Consider the following 19,681-nt stretch of genomic DNA (forward strand, 5'->3'; position numbering starts at 1 on the left):
ATGGGGTTGTGAGAAAACCACGACTAACCCAGGGTAGGCGCTCCTGCGTCGCGCCAACCCTGGGCTTTGAGCCGGAATCCCTTTGGGATTCTAACATTTGGTCGAAGAACTTGTGGGTAATGCTTAGGTCGTGCCACCGCGGTCCAAAGGGCGTTCGTGCTCCTCAAAGACGTTGAAAAGGGTAGTGGCGATTTTCACCTGGAAAGTCCCCACCGTGTGGCTCCCCATGTTCCTCCCTAACCCGTCACGTGGCGGGTGACTCGGATCTCACCCGCTCCTAACCCCCCTTCGGCTTTCGCGGTTGCTCAGCGGCTTTTCCCCTCGTAGCATCGGCAAAACACATGAGCGTTCCTGGTAAACTGGCTCTTTTAGGTGGTGCCCCGTTGCGCCGACGACCCTTCACTCGCTGGCCCATCTTCGGCCGCGCCGACGAACAGCGCCTCCTCCGCTGCCTGCGCAGCGGCAAGTGGGGCAAGCTGGATGGGGCGGAGGTGGCCGATTTTGAGAGTGATTTTGCGGCCATGCATGGCTGCCGGCATGGCATCGGAGTGGTGAACGGAACAGTGTCTCTGCGCCTAGGCTTAATGGCGGCAGGCCTTCAGGCCGAGGATGAGGTCATCGTTCCGACTTACACCTTTTACGCGTCGGCGTCGGCCGTCATCGAAGCCAACGCCGTTCCGGTTTTTGCCGATATCGATCTCAACACTTTCAACCTGGATCCCCGGTCGGTGGAGGCGGTGGTCACGCGCCGCACGCGCGCCATCATTGCGGTGCATTTCGCCGGGCAGCCGGCCGAGATGAACGCCTTGGCGCGGATAGCCAAGAAGCATCGGCTCATTCTAATCGAGGACGCTGCGCATGCGCACGGAGCCAGTTATCGGAACAAACCTGCTGGCTCGCTTGGCGCACTGGGGTCTTTCTCCTTTCAGTCCAGCAAGAATCTGACGTCGGGAGAAGGGGGCATTATCACGACGAACGACGATGCCATGGCGGAAGTCTGTCGTTCTCTGCACAACTGCGGTCGGATTCCTTCGGGCAGGTGGTATGAGCATCATCTTCTGGCCGCGAACTATCGTTTGGGAGAGCTGCAAGGTGCGGTGCTGAACAGCCAGCTTGAGCGGCTGGAGGATCAGACTGAGACCCGAGATCGCAACGGACAGTGGCTTGCCGGTCGCATTAGCCGGATTCCCGGGGTGCACCCCCAACACCGGCCGGCGAGCTGCACCCGCCATAGCTATCATCTCTTCATGCTCAGGCTGGATGGCGAGGTCTTTGGGGCCCCGCGCTCGGCCGTCGTGCAGGCCCTCAAGGCTGAAGGGGTGCCCTGCTCGGCCGGCTACGCCATCTCCCTGCATCGGCAGCCGATGTTCCGCAACAAGGCCTTTGGACCTTACCTGAACGGGGTCCGGTCGAAACTCAACTATCGGAAGACGGACTGCCCGAACAGCGATCTGATCTGTGAGCGGCAGGGGATCTGGATTGAGCAGCGCGCCTTCTTGGGCAGCCGCAGGGACATGGAGGACATCGCGCGCGCGTTCGAGAAGATTTATGAGAATCGGGACGCACTGCTGAGCTGGTCCCGTCGACAGCCAAATTCCTGACTTTGTCCTGGTCCTCCATGAACACATGAGTTCTGCGATTGGGTTTTTGAACAAGCACGTGGTGCCGCCGCTGAACGCCCTCAGCGACAATCTGTATCTGTCGGCGATCCGAGCAGGTATGGTGGCGATCGTGCCACTGACCATTATCGGCGGTCTGTTCATGGTGATCTCCTTTCTGCCGGTTTCGGGTTGGGACAAGTGGGTGGAGCCCTATTTGCCCATCCTGCAGATTCCGGTAACAGCGACGTTTGGTTTGCTCGGAGTCTTTGTCTGCTTCGCCATCGCCTATGATTTTGGGAAGCGGCTCCAGCAGGAGCCGATGGTCAGCGCCTCCATGGCCACGCTAATCTTCCTCATGCTCCAGCTGGAGACCAAAGGGCAATCCTTGGTCATGGATGGGCTGGGATCCAAAGGCTTGTTCACGGCGATCCTCATCGCGCTGATCTCGGTTCGGGTTCAGAAGTTTTTCTCCGACCGAAACCTGGTCATCAAGATGCCCGAGAATGTCCCGCCCGTGGTCTACGAGTCCTTTCTGTCGTTGATCCCGATGTGTTTCTTGGTGGTGGTCTTCTGGCTGATTCGTTTCGGGCTGGGGGTGGACATCAATCAGTGGGTGCAGACGGCGTTCACCCCCTTACTCTTCGCCCTGAACACTTTACCGGGCATCCTGGTGTATGCCTTTTTGGTGACCCTTTTGTGGTCGGTAGGGATCAATGGCGATAACACCATGGATGCGATCGTCGCTCCCATCTTTCTTCAATATCTGGCCTCGAATGTGGAGGCCACCGCCCAAGGGCAGCCCTTGCCCTACATAACGGCCTTGGGCTTCTTCACCACCTTTGTGAACGTGGGAGGCACGGGGGCTACTCTGGCCCTGGCGCTGATCATGATGAACTCCAAAGAGCCGAGCTTTCGCAAGGTCAGCCGGCTTTCTCTGCCCACCCAGGTGTTTCAAATCAACGAGCCCATCTTCTTCGGCTTTCCCATCGTGCTTAATCCGATCTTCATGGTGCCTTACGTGCTCAACGCGTTGATTCTCACGGCAGGCACCTACCTGTTGATGAGCTGGAATATCATTCAGAAACCCTTCGTAAACGTGCCGTGGACCACCCCGCCCATTATCGGCCACTACCTGGTTACCAATGGCGATTGGAGGGCTGCGGTTTGGGGGGTGGTGTCCTTGCTGATTGCGATGGCGGTCTACTATCCGTTCGCGAAGGTTGCTGAACGGCAGCGGCTCCAGGCGGCGGCTCGGGGGGCTGCCGAGGCGGGAGGAAACAGCTAGAGGCAGAGGCCAGGGCTGATTCCGCTGTGATTTTATCAAGATTTGCATAGTCACGGCGCTATGGTTTTCGCTACATAACTCTTCCAGATGCATGGTATCAGCATTCCCCCCATACGGAAGTTGATGAGCTTGCACACCCTCTCCCTCTGGAGCAGGGGCGGAATTCGATCCCTATCGTGGGCTCTTTCCTTGGCCCTGATCATGGTCACTTTGGCCGGGGGGTTGGGTTCCCGACTCTCTGTTCAAGCCGCTGAAGCCCTGAGCGAAACCGTGCCTGAGGCGCATCAGGGGACCAACTCGATCGCCGCGCTGAAGGCTCTCTCCGAAGTCGAAGCCCGCAAGGCTCATCTCGTGAGGGTAGTGGGCACCGTGAATTTCGCGCGGCCTGGCTGGTTTGGGTTCTACGTCGAGGGTCCTGACGCGGCGATTTATTGCGATTCGCCGCAGCCTTCGACCTGGCCTCAGCCTGGGGATGTGGTGGAAGTGGAAGGTTTCACCGCAATGGCTTATCGACCCTATATTCGGGCCAGATCCGTCAAAACTTGGGGGAAGGTTCCTTTGCCCGAGGGTCGGTTGGTGGCGATTCGGGATTTGGATCAGAATGAGCATGATGCACGTCGGATACGTGTGCGCGGGCTGGTCAAGAGTGCGACCATCGTGGACGGGAACAATCGTGTGCTTCTGACCCAGGATGGACATGAGCTGGAGGTCTTCTTTCATGGATTGGACCTCGAGGCACTCCAACAGCTGCTGTTTGCCGAGGTGGAATGCCAGGGCTCCTTGGGTAGGATGATCAGCCTGGACCGCAAAAGCACAGTCCGGTTCCTGTCCCTCAACTATGCTCGGGATCTTCGTGTGCTTCGTCCCTCAACGGAGGTGATTGAGGGACTGGCCCTCACCACACTCTCGGACGTGGTAACCAATACAGCTCCCCAGCCCGGCCGACTGGTGCGCATCAAGGGGGTGCTGAACGCGGCCATCGACGACAACCTCTGGGTGGGTGCTGAAGGTCTCGGCCTTCGAGTGAGATTGAAGCAGAGCTCCGTGCCGGCGGTGGGTGATGCTGTCGAGATGGTCGGGTTCACAGTGCAGGATGGGATGGTGAGATGGCTGAATCCGGCCCGGAAGCTTTCCTCGACCTCCGCGGGACGGCAAACGCCGCGAATTCTGAGCCAAGGGGACCTTGCGGATTGGCGGAACTTCGGAACTTTGGGTTCGGTCACCGCGGATGTGGCAGGAGCAACCCGCACCGGGCAGGGGGATCTCCTGCTGCTGGTTGCCGATGACTATTCGTTTCAGGCGCGGCTTAAATATCCCTCCGCGGGCAATCAGGTGCCGGCCACGGGCAGCCGCATTGGGCTTACGGGCATCCTCTACATGGAAATCCCTCCCGGGGAGTCAAGCCCGGTATCCCGGTTACTGGTGACTGGACCAAGCGATATCCGCCTCATCGCTCCTCCGCCTTGGCCGCTGGCAAAAACGCTGTCGGTCGTGACGGCGTTGTCGATTGCTTTGGGCCTGGCTCTTCTTCTGGTGGCGGGGGGTTACTTTTGGCTCCGTCGCGCCCACCGTCGAGCGCTCGCGGCTTTGGCGAAGGAGGGGTCCCGTCTAAGCGAGGCGCAGCGCATCGCCTGCATTGGCAGCTGGGAATGGGACGTGGCCAGCGGGGCGAACCTGTGGTCCGACGAGAATTACCGGCTCTTTGGCTACGAGCCGGGGCAGATCAACCCTTGTCACGACCGCGTCGTCGCCGCCCTGCATCCGGATGACCGGGATCGAGTGTTGAAAGCCGTCCAGGCTAGCTTGGACGCTGATGCCCCTTACGATCTGGAGTGTCGGATAGTTCGACCCACCGGGGAGGTACGTTGCCTCCATTGCCGAGGCGAAGTGGTCCGTAATGCGGCGGGCCGTCCGGTGACGATGCATGGAACGGCCTTTGACATTACGGATCGAAAACGGGTGGAACGACGCGACCAGCTGCAAGCGAAAGCCTTGGAGCTGCTGGCGAAGGGGTCGGAACTCTCGGTGGTCTTGGGCCAAGTCATCGATGTGGTTGAAGGCGATCACGAAAGCTGGCGCTGCTGCGTTATGGTGGCGGATGCTCCCGGCCGAAGACTGTCGTGCATTGCTTCGGGACAATTGCCTCCCTTTTTCCGCGACGCGCTGCAGGGGTTGGAGATCAGTTTGACGGCTGGGATTTGCGGGCAGGCCGCGGCACGCAAGGAGCCAGTTTTGGCCTCCGACATCGAAAAGCACCCGCACTGCGAGCCTTATGTGGCTCTCTTCCTTCGTGCGGGACTGCGAGGCTGTTGGGCTTACCCCATTCTCTCCTCGACCGGCTGTGTTCTGGGAACTTTTAGTGTGTTTCATCGAACCTCGGTCTCTCCCACAGCGGCTGAATTGCAGGATCTCGCTCATACCGCCAATCTGGCTAGTATCGCCATCGAGTATCGGCGAAACGAAGAGGCGCAGCGGGAGAGCAAACGGCTGCTTCAGGAGGCCCAGGCCATCGCCCATGTAGGTAGCTTCTATTGGAACGCCCAGACTGACAAGGTTTCCTGGTCGCGGGAGTTGTTTCGCATTTTTGGGCGCGATCCGGACCGTTTTGAGCCGACCTTCGAAACCTATGCCTCTTCGATCCATGAAGAGGATCGAGCTATGGTGCTGGCGTCGATTCGGGCCTCGATGGCCGACCAACAACCCTTCTGCCATGAGTATCGGGTGTTGCTTCCCAACGGCGAGCAGCGATCGATGCAGGCGCGCGGTCGCGCGGTCGTCGACTCCGGGGGTACGGTCATCGGGTTGGAGGGCACCTGTCAGGACATCACCGAGCGCAAGCTGCTCGAGAGCCAGGTGCGGCACATTCAAAAGATGGAAGCGATCGGCACCTTGGCCGGCGGCATCGCCCACGATTTTAACAATCTGCTGAGTTCGATTCTCGGGAATACTTACTTGGCGCAGTTGGATCTGGATAGAAACCATCCGGCACGGGAGGCGATAGCCGCCATCGAGCAGGCTGGCAATCGGGCCAAGGCTCTGGTGAAGCAGATTCTTTCTTTCAGCCGACAGCAGGATCCGCAGCGCGAGGTGGTGGAGTTGGGGTCCATAGTTGCGGAAGTGTCGAGCATGCTGCGGGCAACCTTGCCGGCCAGTGTGGAGCTAACGCAGGTCATCAGCCCTGACGCTCCGCGAGTGTTGGCGGATGCGACGCAGATTCATCAGGTGCTGCTGAACCTCTGCACCAACGCCTGGCATGCCTTGGACAGGGATCGCGGGCGGATCGAGATTCGACTACAAAATCTGATCGTGCCGGCGCGTGAAACTCAGTCTGAAGGCCAGCTTCGTCCGGGGCGCTACGCTTGTCTCTCGGTGACGGACACTGGACATGGGATGGACGCCGCCACGATGGAACGGATCTTTGATCCGTTCTTCACCACCAAGGGTCCAGGCAAGGGCACCGGGCTGGGCTTGGCGGTGGTGCATGGGATTGTGGAGTCACATGATGGCATCATCCGAGTCAGCAGCCAACCGCAGCGAGGCACCACGTTTCACATTTACCTCCCGGCAGTCGAGCTGTTGCCTGACCAGGCCGCCCGGAACATTCCAGGGGTGGTGCAGGGTCGCGGGGAGCGGGTGTTGTTTGTGGATGACGAGGCGTCCCTGGCCGAAATCGCGACCCGGATGCTCCGGCATTTGGGCTATCAGGCTGAGACCCATACCCGCCAGGCTGATGCCCTGAAGGCGCTGCGGCAGAACCCGGATTCTTACGATTTGGTGATCACCGATCTGAACATGCCGGGCACATCCGGACTGGAGTTTGCTGATGCGGTATGGAAGGTGCGTCCTGGCATACCCATTGTGCTGTCGTCGGGTCACATCACCGAGGAGTTGATGCAGCGGGCTCGGGGTGTGGGCATTCGCCAGGTGCTGCATAAACCTGCGAGCATCCAGGAACTGAGCGATTGTATGGCGCAGTTGCTCAGCCAGCAGAAGGCTTGACCGCGCTGGCTCAAAAAAAGCATCGCCTACCGGCCTGCCAACCTGCTAGGAAACTGGAAATCGAATCATCTAAACCTGATTTTATGCCGAGCTCTGTGATGACCAGCCCCGTTGAAAATGCGGTTCGAAGCTTCCAAGTGGATTCCCTTCCGGTTCGTGTCTACCCGGATCGGCCCGCTTTAGGGCGTGATGCGGCTCGGATGGCGCACGAGCACCTCACGGCCGTGCTTGCCCGGCAGGGTCAGGCCGCCGTGATTTTGGCCACAGGCAACTCACAGATTCAGTTTCTGGGAGACCTGGTGGATCTCGGTGGGATCGACTGGTCCCGGGTGACTCTGTTTCACATGGACGAGTATCTCGGACTGGATGCCAATCACTCGGCAAGTTTCCGCCGCTACATGAAGGAGCGGGTGGAGAGTCGGGTGAAGCCCAAGGTCTTCAACTATCTCGTGGGCGATGCTCCCGAGCCGATCAAGGAATGTGAACGCTATAGCCGGTTGTTAGCCGCCCAATCGATTGATCTTTGCTGCATGGGCGTGGGAGAAAACGGACACATTGCTTTCAACGATCCGCCGGTGGCTGATCTGAACGATCCGCTTCGGGTCAAGATAGTTCAGCTCGACCATGCCTGCCGGATGCAGCAGGTGGGAGAGGGACATTTCCCCAGCCTGGAAGCGGTGCCTCAGTATGCGCTGACCTTGACCATCTCGGCTCTGTGCTCGGCGCGTAGGATCATCTGCATTTCTCCGGAGAGGCGAAAGGCGAAGGCAGTCAAAGCGATGCTCGAAGGTCCGGTGGGTTCGCAATGTCCTGCATCGGCCCTGCGCCTCCAGCCTCAGGCGACTTTGTTATTGGATGAGGAAAGCGCTGCCTTGCTGTCCCGTTCATGACCCGGACTAGGTTGTGATACGGCTGCACTTACTGCTGTTGCTGTTTCCAACGCTGCTCCTCTCGGGAGCGGTCCCTTCCCCGGCGAAATTGACGTTGGTTGGGGAATGGCAAGTTCGAGTGCTCATCCCTGCGGATCCGGGCGGCCCCGGTGTTGCCGTGGAAGTTGTGGTGAGCGTTCCCAAGCCGGAAGCCGTAGAAGTCCAAGCCGAGGCCCACGCGTCCCTGCCCCGCTTCAACCCTCGGACGGCGGGTTGGGTGAAGGGCCGTCCTTTGAACGCTCTGCGCGCTCAGGAAACCACTACCCCTTATCTGCTCGACCGAGAGAGCTTGGTTGTGCGCACCGCTGCCGGAAACGCGGGCGAGGTGCTGCAGATGGGCCAGGACTATGAAGCGGACCTGGATTGGGGAACCGTGGGTCGAGCGGAGGGCGGCCGAATCGGAACCAACCAGCCCGTTTATGCCAGCTATCGCTATTACCCGCTTCGACTGCACGCGCTGATCTTGACGCGCGATCAGAAGGTGGAGTTGCGTTTGGGCGAGCCAAGAGCCGCGGCACCCAAGGCGAAGTCCGCACAACCGGGGGAACGGGCTTTGGCGAACATCTGGTTGCCGGGGCGGGTTGAAAGGCTGGAGCCGAAGCACCTGTTGCCGGTTCTGGAGGCAAATTATCCGGAGGCTCCCAAGCCGGTCTCCTCCATCGCGGAGCAGCTTCTGCCCAACACCATGCGGAAGATCAGGACGGGCAAGTCCGTCCGAATTCTCGCTTGGGGCGACAGCGTGACCGACGGAGGCTATCTCCCCGACCCTGCCCGAGAACGCTGGCAGAACCAGTTCCTGGCCCGATTGCAGCAGCGCTTTCCGGGAGCGAAGTTCGAGCTGATTTCGGAAGCCTGGGGCGGACGGAACACAGCCAGCTATCTGGCCGAGCCTCCCGGGAGTCCGCACAACTATCGTGAGCAGGTACTGGGCGCAAAGCCCGATTTGATCGTGTCCGAGTTCGTCAACGATGCCGGACTCAGTCCTCAGCAAGTCGAGGAGCGCTACTCGAAGCTGCTCGCCGATTTTCGCGGAATCCAGGCGGAGTGGATCATTTTAACGCCGCACTACGTTCGACCTGATTGGATGGGGCTGACTCGGGAGACGGATATCGATTCGGATCCCCGACCCTATGTCGCGGGGCTGCGGCAATTTGGCGCCGCTCATGGCGTTGCGATCGCGGAGGGATCCAAGCGATACGGTCGGCTCTGGCGTCAGGGGATTCCCTACACGACGCTCATGTTGAACTCCATCAACCACCCGGATGCGCAAGGGATGGGGCTCTTTGCTGATGCGCTGATGGAGCTGTTCCCTTAGTCTAAACCCGGGAATGGAGTAACCACGGATGACACGGATGACACGGATGTAAATAAATCTGTGGAGTTCACTGCCGACAACTTCGAGGTGAGGATAGCCGCCACCTATTGCAGCCGGAGTTTGGTTCTGCATCCGTGCGATCCGCGAAATCTGTGGTTGTCATGCTCCTTCCTAGGGTAAGGCCTATCGCTCGCGCTCCCCGAATGCCAACAGCGTTTGTCCGGCGCGAACATAGAGCCGGCCATCCACGATCGCGGGTGTGGCCATGATGGGTTCCCTCAGATCATTTCGGGCGAGCACGTCCAGAGTGTCACCGAGTCGGATCACCAACATCGTACCGGACTGGGATCCGAGGTAGACGCGGTCTCCGGCGGCGACTGCCGATGAATAGTAATCGCCCACCACCCCGACTCGCTCGTCCTGGTAAAGAACCCGTCCGGTCTTGAGCTCATAACAGGAGGCCAACCCGCCGCTTTTGATGGTGAACACGCGGCCCTGGTGCACGAGCGGGGAGGAGACGTAGGGCAAGCTTCGGGTGCTTTTCCAGAGGAGATGGGACTCGGTGATATCGCCTTTGCCTCCCGCGCGAATCGCGATCAACGCGTTGTTTGCCTTCGCGAACATGTCACGCATCATGTCCCATTCGGAGCGAGCGACGAGTCCATCTTTGTTGACGTCCATTTGCGAAAAGCGCTCCTTGACCGGTCCCGCGGGGATCTCGGCTGCGCTGAGCTTTGCGTCCTTATTGCTGTCGTTGGCGGCGAAGAACTCCTCGGCGGGAGGCATGGTCACGCGGTTGCCGGAGTCGGCCCCTAGGTTCCAGCTGGAGTAGATCAGAGTGTCTCCGTCGGCTACGGGTGTCGTATTGGCGACCCGGGAGGTACCCGTGTAGGTCCACAGCTCGGTCCCTTGGACTGGGTCGTAACCTTTCAACCAAATGGAACCGGGCACGACCAACTCCTCACCTTTCGAGGTTTGCCAGAGGAAGGGGCTTGAGAAGCTGCGGCGAAAATCGGGTCGCTCCACCCGCCAAGCAGTCGCGCCGGTGTACTTGTCGACGGCCAGCAGATAGGATCCTTCGTCCTGGTCACAGATCAGCACGATTCGGTTCCCGACGAGAACGGGCGAGCTGGACGTTCCGAACTCGACGACGGGGGCAGGCAGCGGCTTTTGCCACAGCGTTTTGCCATCCAAATCGTAGGCGAGCAGTCCGTAAGATCCGAAGTAGACGTAGACCCGTTCACCGTCCGTGCAAGGGGTTGGGGACGCGGGGCTGCCTAGCCGATGTGTAGGTTCGAACTGGGTGGTGGGGGCACCTTGACGCCAAAGGATGGTGCCTTTGAGACGGTCGATGCAGAGGGTTTCGAGTTTCGATTGGGAGTATCCGGTGAGGAAGAGGCGATGACCCAGGATGCACGGCGAGGAATTCCCGGCGGGAAGTTCGAGGCGCCAGAGCAGGTTCGATTGGGGGCCGAAGTGAGTGGGGGGAAGCGGTCCCTCGCTCGTGCCCAACCCCCGATCTCCACGGAACTGGCTCCAGGCGGCTGGGGCACCGGTCGCGGTGTTCGTGAGCAGCACGCATGCGATGAGGAGCGTGGTGATGGCAGACACGGGTTCGTTGCGACGATTCATGGTTGGGAAGATTTCGGGGTGGCTTGCTGAAACAGCCAGGGGATCAACTCGGGTTCGAGATAGGCTTTTTTCCAAGAGCTATGCTTGAGACCGGTGTATTCGGTGTAGCGGGCGACCCCCCCTTGGTCGCGCCAGGCTTTCACCATGTCACGCGCCGACTGGACGGGGATCAGGTGGTCGTCGTCGGAATGAAACGCCCACATGGGGAACCGGGCGGCTGCACGCGTGACGGCCGAGGGAGAGCCCGCGGCGCAGACTGGCACCCCTGCCGCGAAGAACCCTGGGTACTGAGACATGAAGGACCAGAGTCCGATTCCTCCCATGGAGACCCCCGTTAGATAGCGTCGGTGCGAGTCGATCTTGAGGTCTTTGCTCAGGACATCACGAACGAGTTCCACCGTTTGGGACAGTGCATCGATTCCTTTATCCGAGCCCCCGACCCACCCTGCGCCTTTGGGGCACTGGGGGACCACGAGAATACAGGGTTGGCGGGAGGTCTGGCTATTGGTGTAGATCAATCGGGGGCCCCACTCGAGCGGTGCTTGATTGTCATTGCCGCGAGCGGCAGCACCATGGAGGAAAACCACCAGTGGATAGGATGGTTTGGTGTCGAGCGGGTGAGGGAGCGCGAGTCGATAGGGAAGCTGGACACCGGCGTGGTTGGTGTAGACGCGACGGAGAAAGAGGGAATCGTCGTTTGGCTCTGGCACTGCTGCCGCGGAGCTCGCCGCCGTGGCCCACAGCAGCAGCAGCAGCAGCAGCGGCGTGAGGCGGGTTAGCGGGTGGCGGAGCGGGTGATGCATGGGTCTTTTTAGTCGTTCTCCGGGGGTAGCCAAGCAAGAAAGGCGGGGCGGAGCGGGGGATCCCCCTCCGGGGGCTGTCGAAAAGCTGTAGAGGGCTACAGCACTCCCAAGACGCTTCGCGAGGCGCTCGACGGTATGGAGTGCGGCAGACCTCTGCCGCTTTGGTCTCGCCAGCGGAGCTGGGATCCCCCTCCGGGGGGTGCCGAAAAGCTGTAGAGGGCTACAGCACTCCACGACGCTTCGCGACTTACCAATCCGGGGAGGGCTCGAATTCATCTGCGATTTGAAGTTGGTCGGTCTTGAATCGATAGATCGTTCGGACTTGGGCGGGCGATGCTGTTCTTTCAAACCAACCGGCTGAACACCAGGGATACTGCGAAGCAATAGGCACCAAACAGTGTTTCACCGCATTTTGATGAGTGTAGTTCAAACGAGCCAGGTAAGACTTTTGATAGGTCAGTTTGGTTTCCCGGAAATTGAACCAGACTTGCCGCCCAATGGTTCCGTCCTGCTTGTTCGCCAGAGCTGCAGTCTTGACGTGAAGCATCTTGAGCATGATCGACAGAGCCTGCGCATCGGTGACATCCGGAGGACTGTGCCCAACGAAATGATAATGATTGGAGAAGACTGACCACGCTTCTAAGTGCCAACCGAAACTCTGAGCGGTCTCCAGAAGGCTTTGGTGCAGCTTGGATAAACGATGAGCGCTTCTGAAGAAATGAGACTTTTGATAGGTACCCGCTGTAACAAAAAACGTTCCCCCCCGGGCCAATTGATGCGTCGGCGCGTGTGGCCAATGACACTTTGTTTCCTCCATTGTTTTGCTTTACCCGAGGAAACAATCCGGTGACAAGGCAGAATTGAACGCAGTTTTTTGGAGTGCGGCAGACCTCTGCCGCTTTGGTCTCGCCAGCGGAGCTGGAATCCCCCTCCGGGGGGTGCCGAAAAGCTGTAGAGGGCTACAGCACTCCACGACGCTTCGCGATTGTCTCAGTTCGCTCCCAGTGTCACGTGCAGGCGGGGGATCTCCTGGCCTCGGGCGTCCAGTACGCGAAGCGATCCGCGCCAGTATTCCAAGCTGTTCACAATTTTGAAGACGACCGTATTCGTCCCCGCAGGCAGGTTGACCCCGCCGACTGTCTCTTCGTCCAGCACGTAACTCCTGTTTGGGTTGGAGCGGTGGATGACTTTGCCGTTGAGGTAGACCTTGGATTCGTCGTCGCTCACTATCTTGAAAACGACGTCGGATTGTGGGGATTCAGTGACGAGGTAACATACGGCGTAGGCTACGCTGTTCGGCGACGACGTCTTACCGACGAGCGCGTTGAAATCCAGAAGCGGGGTGGCCTGCTCAATCGGCTCCCAGGTCAGTTCACGCGCGTTTGCCCGGAAGCGCTGTTGCGCGCTGGGACGGAGCTGGGCTTCACCTGGCATCCGCTCGGCATCGAGCGCCGCGGCGGTGCCGTTGGTCGGAATATCCAGTGGCGCGAGCAGCAGCCAACTCCTGATGAGCCCCGCGGGTAGCTGGATGGATTCCTTGATTAAAGTCGGTCCCTCTACGGTCTGGGTACGTCGATTGGAGGCACTGAGTTCTTCCTGGTGCCAAGTGGCGGTCTGTTCGGGGGAGGCTGCTATCCAGATCCGGACGGTGCCATCCATGCTTCCAGTGACAACCCGTTGACCGTTCGGTGAGAACACCGCCGATGTCACCTCGGCAGTGTGGCCCCTCAACTGGAGCAGCTCCTTGCCGGTGGCAGAGTCCCAGACCCTGGCGGAGCGGTCCTGACTAGCGGTGACAACGCGTTTACCGTCGGCGGAAAAATTGGCGGCGTAGATCACTCGCGTGTGCCCGGCGAGTACAGACAGCGGATCACCATCGGCTGAATTCCAAAGCCTGGCCATCTTTTCGCCGCTCGCGGCGAGAATCCATCGGCCATCAGGCGAGAAGGTGGCAGAGCGAGACCGCGAAGGATTGGGGATCGTCAGAATCTCGGCTCCCGTGTCGGCTTGCCAGACCATCACCACCCACTCAAAGCCTGCGACCACACGCAGTCCATCTGGGGAGAAACCGGCGGAAAAGGCCTCACGCCGCTTCGGCGGTTTGGACAGGAGCTCCTTGCCGTCCTCCATCCGCCACACCTTGATCCTTCCTTCGCCCCCCGCGCTCACGAGCCGGGTGCCGTCCGCGGAGAACGCCACGGAATTGACTCCACCGATATGTCCCGCGAGTGTGCGGAGCAAATGTCCATCGATGGTCTTCCAGACCCGGGCGCTTCCATCGCCGTGCCCGGCGGCGAGCTGCCGCCCATCCGGGGAAAAGGCCAAGGATCGCACCTCGGTCTGGTGACTCGACAACTCCATCAGCGGATCGCCGGTGATCAGAGACCAAAGCTTGATCCTGCCACCCTCCCCTCCGGCCGCAATCTGTTGGCCGTCTGGTGAAACGGTCACCGTGTAAACGTTCGTTCCGTATTGCAGAATCGAGGCTGAGGGCCGCGTCGAAATATCCCAGAGCTTGCTCGTCTTGTCTTCGCTGGCGGTGAGGATCCATCGACCGTCGGGCGAGAACATGGCGGTATAAATCTCTGCGCCGTGCCCTTTGAACTGGTTGATCTCCCGCCCGGTGGAGACCTCCCACATTCTGGCGGTTTGATCGGCGCTGGCGGTAACAATGCGCCCTCCGTCCGGGGAGAATGCCGCCGCGAATAGATTGCGTAGGTGCCCAGTCAGCGTCTTTTGCAAGACGCCGCTTTCGCTGCTCCAGAGTTTGGCCGTCCGGTCCTGGCTGGCGGTGACCACGAGACGACCGTCCGGCGAGAAGCTCGCCGTTCGAACAGTTCCGTCGTGTCCCACCAAACGCCGCAACTCCCGGCCGTCGGTAGCATCCCAGATGCGAGCGGTACCATCCTCACCCGCGGTGACAATGCGCTTTCCGTCGGGATCGAATGCCGCCGAGAACAGCCAGTTCGAGTGTCCGCGAAACGTGACCAGGAGGCGTCCCGTTTCCGCGTCCCAAGTTCGAGCGGTGCCATCCTGGCAAGCGGTCACGATGCGGTGGCCGTTGCGGGAAAACGCCACGCTGCGAATGGCAGCACGATGTCCTTGCAGCCGACGAAGCTCCGCGCCGGTGGCGGCATCCCAGATTCGCACGCTATAGTCTTTGCTCCCGGTCACAATGCGGCTGCCATCGGGAGAGAATGCCGCCGAGCGGACCCAATCATCGTGACCGTTCAGGGTGATGGCCAACTGCCCGGTCGAGACATCCCAGACTTTCGCCGTGAGGTCCTCACTCGCAGTGACTACCCGCCGTCCATCCGGAGAAAAATCAGCAGTCCACACGCGGGCCGCATGGCCCCAGAACGTTCTGGCTTCAAGGTGGGACAGCCGTTGCCAGTAGTGCCACTCGAAGCCGCGGCCGGGAAAGTTGGCCGTTTCGCTCAACAACTGTCGAATGCGGTCCAGGTCGTTTCCTTCCCACGCTTGTCCCATTAGGTTCAGATTGGCGACGTAGAGCGACCTCTGCGCCGCTTGCTCGCTGGCCTCGGCCGCGCGGCGGGATCGCGTGGCCTCCATGCGTTGCCAGGTGCTCACGAGGGTGGCGGCCACCAGTGTGAGAACCACCATCAGAGCGGCTGAGCACAGCACCTTGTTCCGCTGCCAAGCCTTCCGAAGTTGATACGTGGTGCTGGGGGGGCGAGCGATGATGGGTTCGTTGGCCAGGTGACGCTGAAGATCGGTGGCCAGCGCGTTGACCGTGTCGTAGCGACGACGTCGGTCCTTTTCCAGACATTTGAGCACGATCCAATCAAGGTCCCCGTGCAACAGCTGCAGGGTTTCTTTGGCCTGCGCCAGTCGAAGCGAGGCCTCCTTTCGTTCCTTCTCCGAGGCCGCAGGCTCCGGAGTTCGGGCCCTGGCTTGGGTCAGAAGTTGGCTCAGTTTAGTGCTCGGCCGGAGCGGGGCCTTCTCTCGGATTACCTTGCGGAGGGCGTCCAGCCCCCCCCTGGTCATCTCCTTGGCGTCGAAGGGTGTCTGTCCCACCAGCAGCTCATACAGCAACACCCCCAGCGAATAGATGTCGCTACGCGTGTCGATATCGTCGGCTCCGGGTTCCGCCTGCTCAGGGCTGATGTAGGAAGGAGTTCCGATGAACTGACCAAACTGCGTGTGGAGCGTCTCATCGTTGAGCTCCTGGTGGATCGCCTTGGCGATCCCGAAATCGATCACCTTCGGCACGGGCACACCATCGTGCAGAGTCACGAGGATGTTCGACGGCTTGAGATCCCGGTGGATAATACCCTTTTGGTGTGCATGCTGAACCGCGTTGCAGACCTGAATGAAGAGTTGAATCCGCTGGACCGTGGAAAGATGGTGCTGGCCGCAGTAGTCCGTGATCCGGCTGCCGTGGACCAATTCCATCACGAAGTATGGGCGGCCCGCGGGGAGTGATGAGTCCCGACCGGAAGAGGAGGGGCCGACGAGGCCACCGTCGTAAATCCGGGCGATGTTGGGATGATCCATCATGGCCAAGGCCTGTCGCTCCGCTTCGAACCGCGCGACCACCTGTTTGCTGTCCATCCCGGGCTTGATGAGTTTGAGCGCGACGCGGCGGCGCACGGGCTCCGCTTGTTGCGCCAGCCAGACCTCTCCGAAGCCGCCTTCTCCGAGCTTTTCGACCAGCCGATAGCGCCCAATGATCTGGGATGGGGGCTCGGTGGCCGCGGGGACCGGCGACGGAGAGCGGGCACTGGCGGTCATCGGCAAGAACTGCTGCTGCCCGAAGTGGGCGGCGAGCAGTTCATCCAAGCGGGCACGGAGGGCGGGGTTATCGGAGCACACCGAGTCCAGAAAGGCGGCCCGGGCTGCCTCGGTGGGCTCTTGGCGTGCGCGGTCGAAGAGTCGTTCCTCGAGCTGCTCGTTCCATCCGCTGCTCATGTTGGAGAGATATGCCGCTGATCAGGCGCCGGCCACCAGGTGGTCTTCATGCAGTTCATGCGGTTTTTCTGCCCCAAACCCTTCAGCGGTTTTCAGAATTCTTGGCCAGCTCGCGAAACAGCCAGGCCCGGGCGTAGGCCCAGTGACGTTCGACGGACGAGAGTGACACGCCCAGCGCGTCGGCGATTTCCTGCATCTCCAGGCCGGTGAAATAGCGCAGCTTGACGATCTCGGCCTTCTCCGGCCAGGCCCGGGTCAAGTTCTCCAGGGCTTCGTGGACGGCCAGCAAGGTATCGGGGCTGTCTTCCATTGCCAGGTTGACCTGCTGCAGCTCGACCCGTTCGAGCCCGCCTCCGTGCCGAATGCTGGCTTTCTGCCGCGCACGATCGACAAGGATACGGCGCATGGCTTCGGCGGCGGCCCCGAAGAAGTGACCGCGACTTTGCCAGACCTGACGCTCCTCCGATCCGATCAGTTTGATCCAGGCTTCGTGGACCAGGGCCGTGGCTTGGAGCGTTTGGCCGGGTTGCTCGCGGGCCATTTTCGCCGCCGCCAGCGAGCGCAATTCACCGTAGACCAACGACAGCAAACGGTCGTAGGCCGCGCCATCGCCGGACGCAATGGCGTTGAGCGCTTGGGTGACATCGGACATCGCGACGAAGCTAAGCAGCTTCGCAGAAAAATGCCAGCCTCGGCTGGCCATGGATGTTCGAGCAGTTTCGCCATGCAGTGGAGGTTGAGAAAATATTTTCCGAACTTTCTGAAGGGTTTGGCTTCGTGATTCCGCATGAGGAGTCGAAGCATGAAGTCGCAATCGTCCCAACTCAGTCGACGTCCCACTATGAAGACTCACTCGCGATCCGATGTTCCCCCCTCGTGCCCACCGGGGTTTTCCACTGGCTCTCCTTCGCTGATCGATGGGTCCGCGAGAGCACGCCTACGCCGAAACACTTCCAGAGTGATTCGTGGATTTCTGCTCCTACTCGCTGTTGCAAGCAGCCTGACGACGGGCGTGGGCGCCGCCGGGTTGCCCAACGCTTGGCAGATCACGGACGTCTCGGACGTCTCAGGCAGCGGCTCACTGAATTTCACCTACGCACTCACGCCGGCGCAGCGCGTGGCAGCCACAAACAGCGGGTGGCATTACACCTTGGTCAGCCGGCTTGTCTCAGGTTCCGCCAACAGCACCCCCGCGCATTTCATGGTTTATGGGAACGGCGTCAAGCGATTCGATGTGAGTTGGGACCTCAATACCGCTGGCCAACTCGTCGCGATTCTCGGAGGAACTCCCAACCTCACCAACATTCTCACGGAAGCCGGTTCGGCCGCCACCGACTACCACACTCACGCTCTGATCTATGATCCAGCCACCAGCCAAGCCACCTATCTGTTCGATGGTTCGCCCGTGGCTTCGTGGTTGGGCCTGAACGACGCCGTCCAAACCGGTATCGTCCAGTGGGGCTCGGCGTCCTCCGACGGGCAGGGTCGAATGAACTATCACCGCGTCCGCTTCTCCATTGAGGGCCTGGGTGTGGTCTCCGAATACTTTGCCGGGTTTGAGGGTGATCCCGCCGTTGCGCCCAGCCCCACCGACCAGAACTGGAACCTTATTGTCTCGGCTGCGCCCAACGCAGTGACCCATACTCCTGTCTCGCCGGATAACGTCGTGGCTCCGTGCCAAGCGATCGTCTTCGTAGACTCCGAGTGGGTGGGAACACCTTGGGGCACGGACCCGGACGGAGACGGGCCGGCCACCCGCTTTGGCTGGGATGCCTTTGCTACCTACGAGGACGCGCAGCAGGCGATCTGCGAGAATGGCACGATCCAGGTTGTCGGAAATGAAATTGAGATCGTGGGCCTGGAACCCGAGGGCGAGAACGCGGTTCGCGTGGTGTTTGAGGACCTCGCCGGCGTGGGCCAGGGGCCTGGGTGCCTCTACACCCTTCAGTCGGCTTCCGAGATGAGCGTGTCCACAACTTGGAGTTACCTGCAAACGGTCGAACTTCAACATTTGGGCAATGGACGGCACCAGTTTCTTGCCCCGAAGGAAATCGGGCCGCAGCGCTACTATCGCATCGTGGTGTGGACCCCCGGGTCGACCGACACCGATCATGACGGGCTGGCAGATACCCTGGAGATCGCACTGGGAACGGATCCGAACAAGTTCGACACGGACGGCGACGGTTTCAACGACTGCCTCGAAATCACACTCCACACCAATCCATTGGATCCCAACAGCCTCCCGCCGGCCAGCGCTTTTGCCCAAGCGGAATTCGCCTCGGCCGAGACCGTGGTGTTGGAAGGAACCTCCGTCCTGCGGATCGGGGTGCGCTTTAATCGGCCGTTTATCGGTGATCTGCGCTATAACGTCGACACGAACTCGAGCGCGAGTGCAGCGGATTTCACGGACCTCTCGGGCGGTCGCGTCTCGGTCAACGGCACTAACGCCGAGATTCGGCTGCAACTGAAGGAAGATTTCGAGGTGGAATCGGTCGAGACGATCGCGATCAGTCTCCTGCAAAACACCAACACGTTTTACCGTCGCGGATCCCGCTTCTCCCATTCGGTGGTGATCGTGGACAACGACGCTCTCTACGCTGGCACCTTGATCTCCGGTGGGATGGTGAGCCGGTTCGGTCTCAAAGTTTTGCGCTCGGGAAATACCAATGAGGCGTGGCTGCTGCCGGCGGCAGCCGGGGAGCGCTTCCTGGGCACCATCCCCAGTCCACCGTCCAACCAACCCGGTTGGGCGATCACCAACTGGCTCTTCACCGCGGATCGTCTCCGGGCCACCACGGTGCCGATTCCCCTCGGGAAGACGCTTCTGTTTGGCGAGCAATCTCTTCAGCGGGTCATCGATCTCTCCGCTGTCCCGCCCGCTTCCACCAATAACGCCTACCTGTTCACCAATGCCGTGGTGCGCGGATTGGACATCGGCCCCGTGGTGATCGGTGGCCACTACACGGACACGGTGCTGTCCAGCGGTGTTGCTGTGGGGACCATCGGCAAACTGCAGGGCATATTCCAGCTGACCCGCGAGACGCCCACCCCTGGCGTAGTGCGCAACGAGTTCGTCAACCCCTAGTTCTCCAAGATCCATGCAACGACAAGCTTCCTTCTTTGGCAGGGTGTGGGCCGCGATGGTCATCAGTGGCCTTCTGGTGGGATCCCAGGGGTTGGTGAGC

Annotated in this window: 11 protein-coding genes; 6 read left to right on the forward strand and 5 right to left on the reverse strand. The window is 60.5% G+C overall.

Annotated elements, in window-relative coordinates:
- Window positions 1-341 precede the first annotated feature (341 nt).
- The 5 genes from JNN07_11500 to JNN07_11520 all read left to right on the forward strand — a co-directional run bounded on the left by JNN07_11500 (window position 342) and on the right by JNN07_11520 (window position 9,129).
- Complete coding sequence (locus JNN07_11500) at window positions 342-1,601, forward strand: DegT/DnrJ/EryC1/StrS family aminotransferase (GenBank protein ID MBL9168357.1); 1,260 nt, start codon at window positions 342-344, stop codon at window positions 1,599-1,601.
- A gap of 25 nt (window positions 1,602-1,626) precedes the next feature.
- Window positions 1,627-2,886, forward strand: coding sequence for a PTS sugar transporter subunit IIC (locus JNN07_11505; GenBank protein ID MBL9168358.1), 1,260 nt, complete (start codon window positions 1,627-1,629; stop codon window positions 2,884-2,886).
- Window positions 2,887-3,009: 123 nt separating this feature from the next.
- Entirely contained in the window at window positions 3,010-6,885 is a 3,876-nt protein-coding gene (locus JNN07_11510; GenBank protein ID MBL9168359.1) for a PAS domain-containing protein, read from the forward strand.
- A 98-nt stretch (window positions 6,886-6,983) separates the two neighbouring features.
- Window positions 6,984-7,775 carry a glucosamine-6-phosphate deaminase gene (locus JNN07_11515; protein MBL9168360.1) on the forward strand — a complete coding sequence of 264 codons (792 nt, stop codon included), beginning with the start codon at window positions 6,984-6,986 and terminating at the stop codon, window positions 7,773-7,775.
- 37 nt (window positions 7,776-7,812) lie between these two features.
- Window positions 7,813-9,129 carry an SGNH/GDSL hydrolase family protein gene (locus JNN07_11520; GenBank protein MBL9168361.1) on the forward strand — a complete coding sequence of 439 codons (1,317 nt, stop codon included), beginning with the start codon at window positions 7,813-7,815 and terminating at the stop codon, window positions 9,127-9,129.
- A gap of 183 nt (window positions 9,130-9,312) precedes the next feature.
- On the opposite strand, the gene JNN07_11525 is transcribed toward JNN07_11520, so the two are convergent.
- From JNN07_11525 to JNN07_11545, 5 genes are all read right to left on the reverse strand, one after another.
- A complete protein-coding gene (locus tag JNN07_11525; GenBank protein MBL9168362.1) occupies window positions 9,313-10,761 on the reverse strand; it encodes a PQQ-binding-like beta-propeller repeat protein in 1,449 nt (482 codons plus the stop codon).
- Entirely contained in the window at window positions 10,758-11,564 is an 807-nt protein-coding gene (locus JNN07_11530) for a hypothetical protein (GenBank protein ID MBL9168363.1), read from the reverse strand. Before JNN07_11530 ends, JNN07_11525 begins: the two co-directional genes overlap by 4 nt.
- A gap of 247 nt (window positions 11,565-11,811) precedes the next feature.
- On the reverse strand, window positions 11,812-12,120 hold the full coding sequence (locus JNN07_11535) for a hypothetical protein (protein ID MBL9168364.1): 309 nt from the start codon (window positions 12,118-12,120) through the stop codon (window positions 11,812-11,814).
- A 434-nt stretch (window positions 12,121-12,554) separates the two neighbouring features.
- Window positions 12,555-16,496: a protein kinase gene (locus tag JNN07_11540; GenBank protein MBL9168365.1), complete on the reverse strand. Its 3,942-nt coding sequence runs from the start codon at window positions 16,494-16,496 to the stop codon at window positions 12,555-12,557.
- Between the two features lie 82 nt (window positions 16,497-16,578).
- A complete protein-coding gene (locus JNN07_11545; GenBank protein ID MBL9168366.1) occupies window positions 16,579-17,148 on the reverse strand; it encodes a sigma-70 family RNA polymerase sigma factor in 570 nt (189 codons plus the stop codon).
- A 306-nt stretch (window positions 17,149-17,454) separates the two neighbouring features.
- Between JNN07_11545 and JNN07_11550 the strand changes: the two genes are divergently transcribed.
- Window positions 17,455-19,581: a hypothetical protein gene (locus tag JNN07_11550; GenBank protein ID MBL9168367.1), complete on the forward strand. Its 2,127-nt coding sequence runs from the start codon at window positions 17,455-17,457 to the stop codon at window positions 19,579-19,581.
- Window positions 19,582-19,681 lie beyond the last annotated feature (100 nt).

This window comes from Verrucomicrobiales bacterium (assembly GCA_016793885.1).
Classification (GTDB): Bacteria; Verrucomicrobiota; Verrucomicrobiia; order Limisphaerales; family UBA11320; genus UBA11320.

Coding starts and splice junctions, on each gene's coding strand:
- JNN07_11500 (MBL9168357.1), top strand. CDS start 342: ATGAGCGTTCCTGGTAAACTGGCTCTTTTAGGTGGTGCCCCGTTGCGC.
- JNN07_11505 (MBL9168358.1), top strand. CDS start 1,627: ATGAGTTCTGCGATTGGGTTTTTGAACAAGCACGTGGTGCCGCCGCTG.
- JNN07_11510 (MBL9168359.1), top strand. CDS start 3,010: ATGAGCTTGCACACCCTCTCCCTCTGGAGCAGGGGCGGAATTCGATCC.
- JNN07_11515 (MBL9168360.1), top strand. CDS start 6,984: ATGACCAGCCCCGTTGAAAATGCGGTTCGAAGCTTCCAAGTGGATTCC.
- JNN07_11525 (MBL9168362.1), bottom strand. CDS start 10,761: ATGAATCGTCGCAACGAACCCGTGTCTGCCATCACCACGCTCCTCATC.
- JNN07_11530 (MBL9168363.1), bottom strand. CDS start 11,564: ATGCATCACCCGCTCCGCCACCCGCTAACCCGCCTCACGCCGCTGCTG.
- JNN07_11535 (MBL9168364.1), bottom strand. CDS start 12,120: ATGCTCAAGATGCTTCACGTCAAGACTGCAGCTCTGGCGAACAAGCAG.
- JNN07_11540 (MBL9168365.1), bottom strand. CDS start 16,496: ATGAGCAGCGGATGGAACGAGCAGCTCGAGGAACGACTCTTCGACCGC.
- JNN07_11545 (MBL9168366.1), bottom strand. CDS start 17,148: ATGTCCGATGTCACCCAAGCGCTCAACGCCATTGCGTCCGGCGATGGC.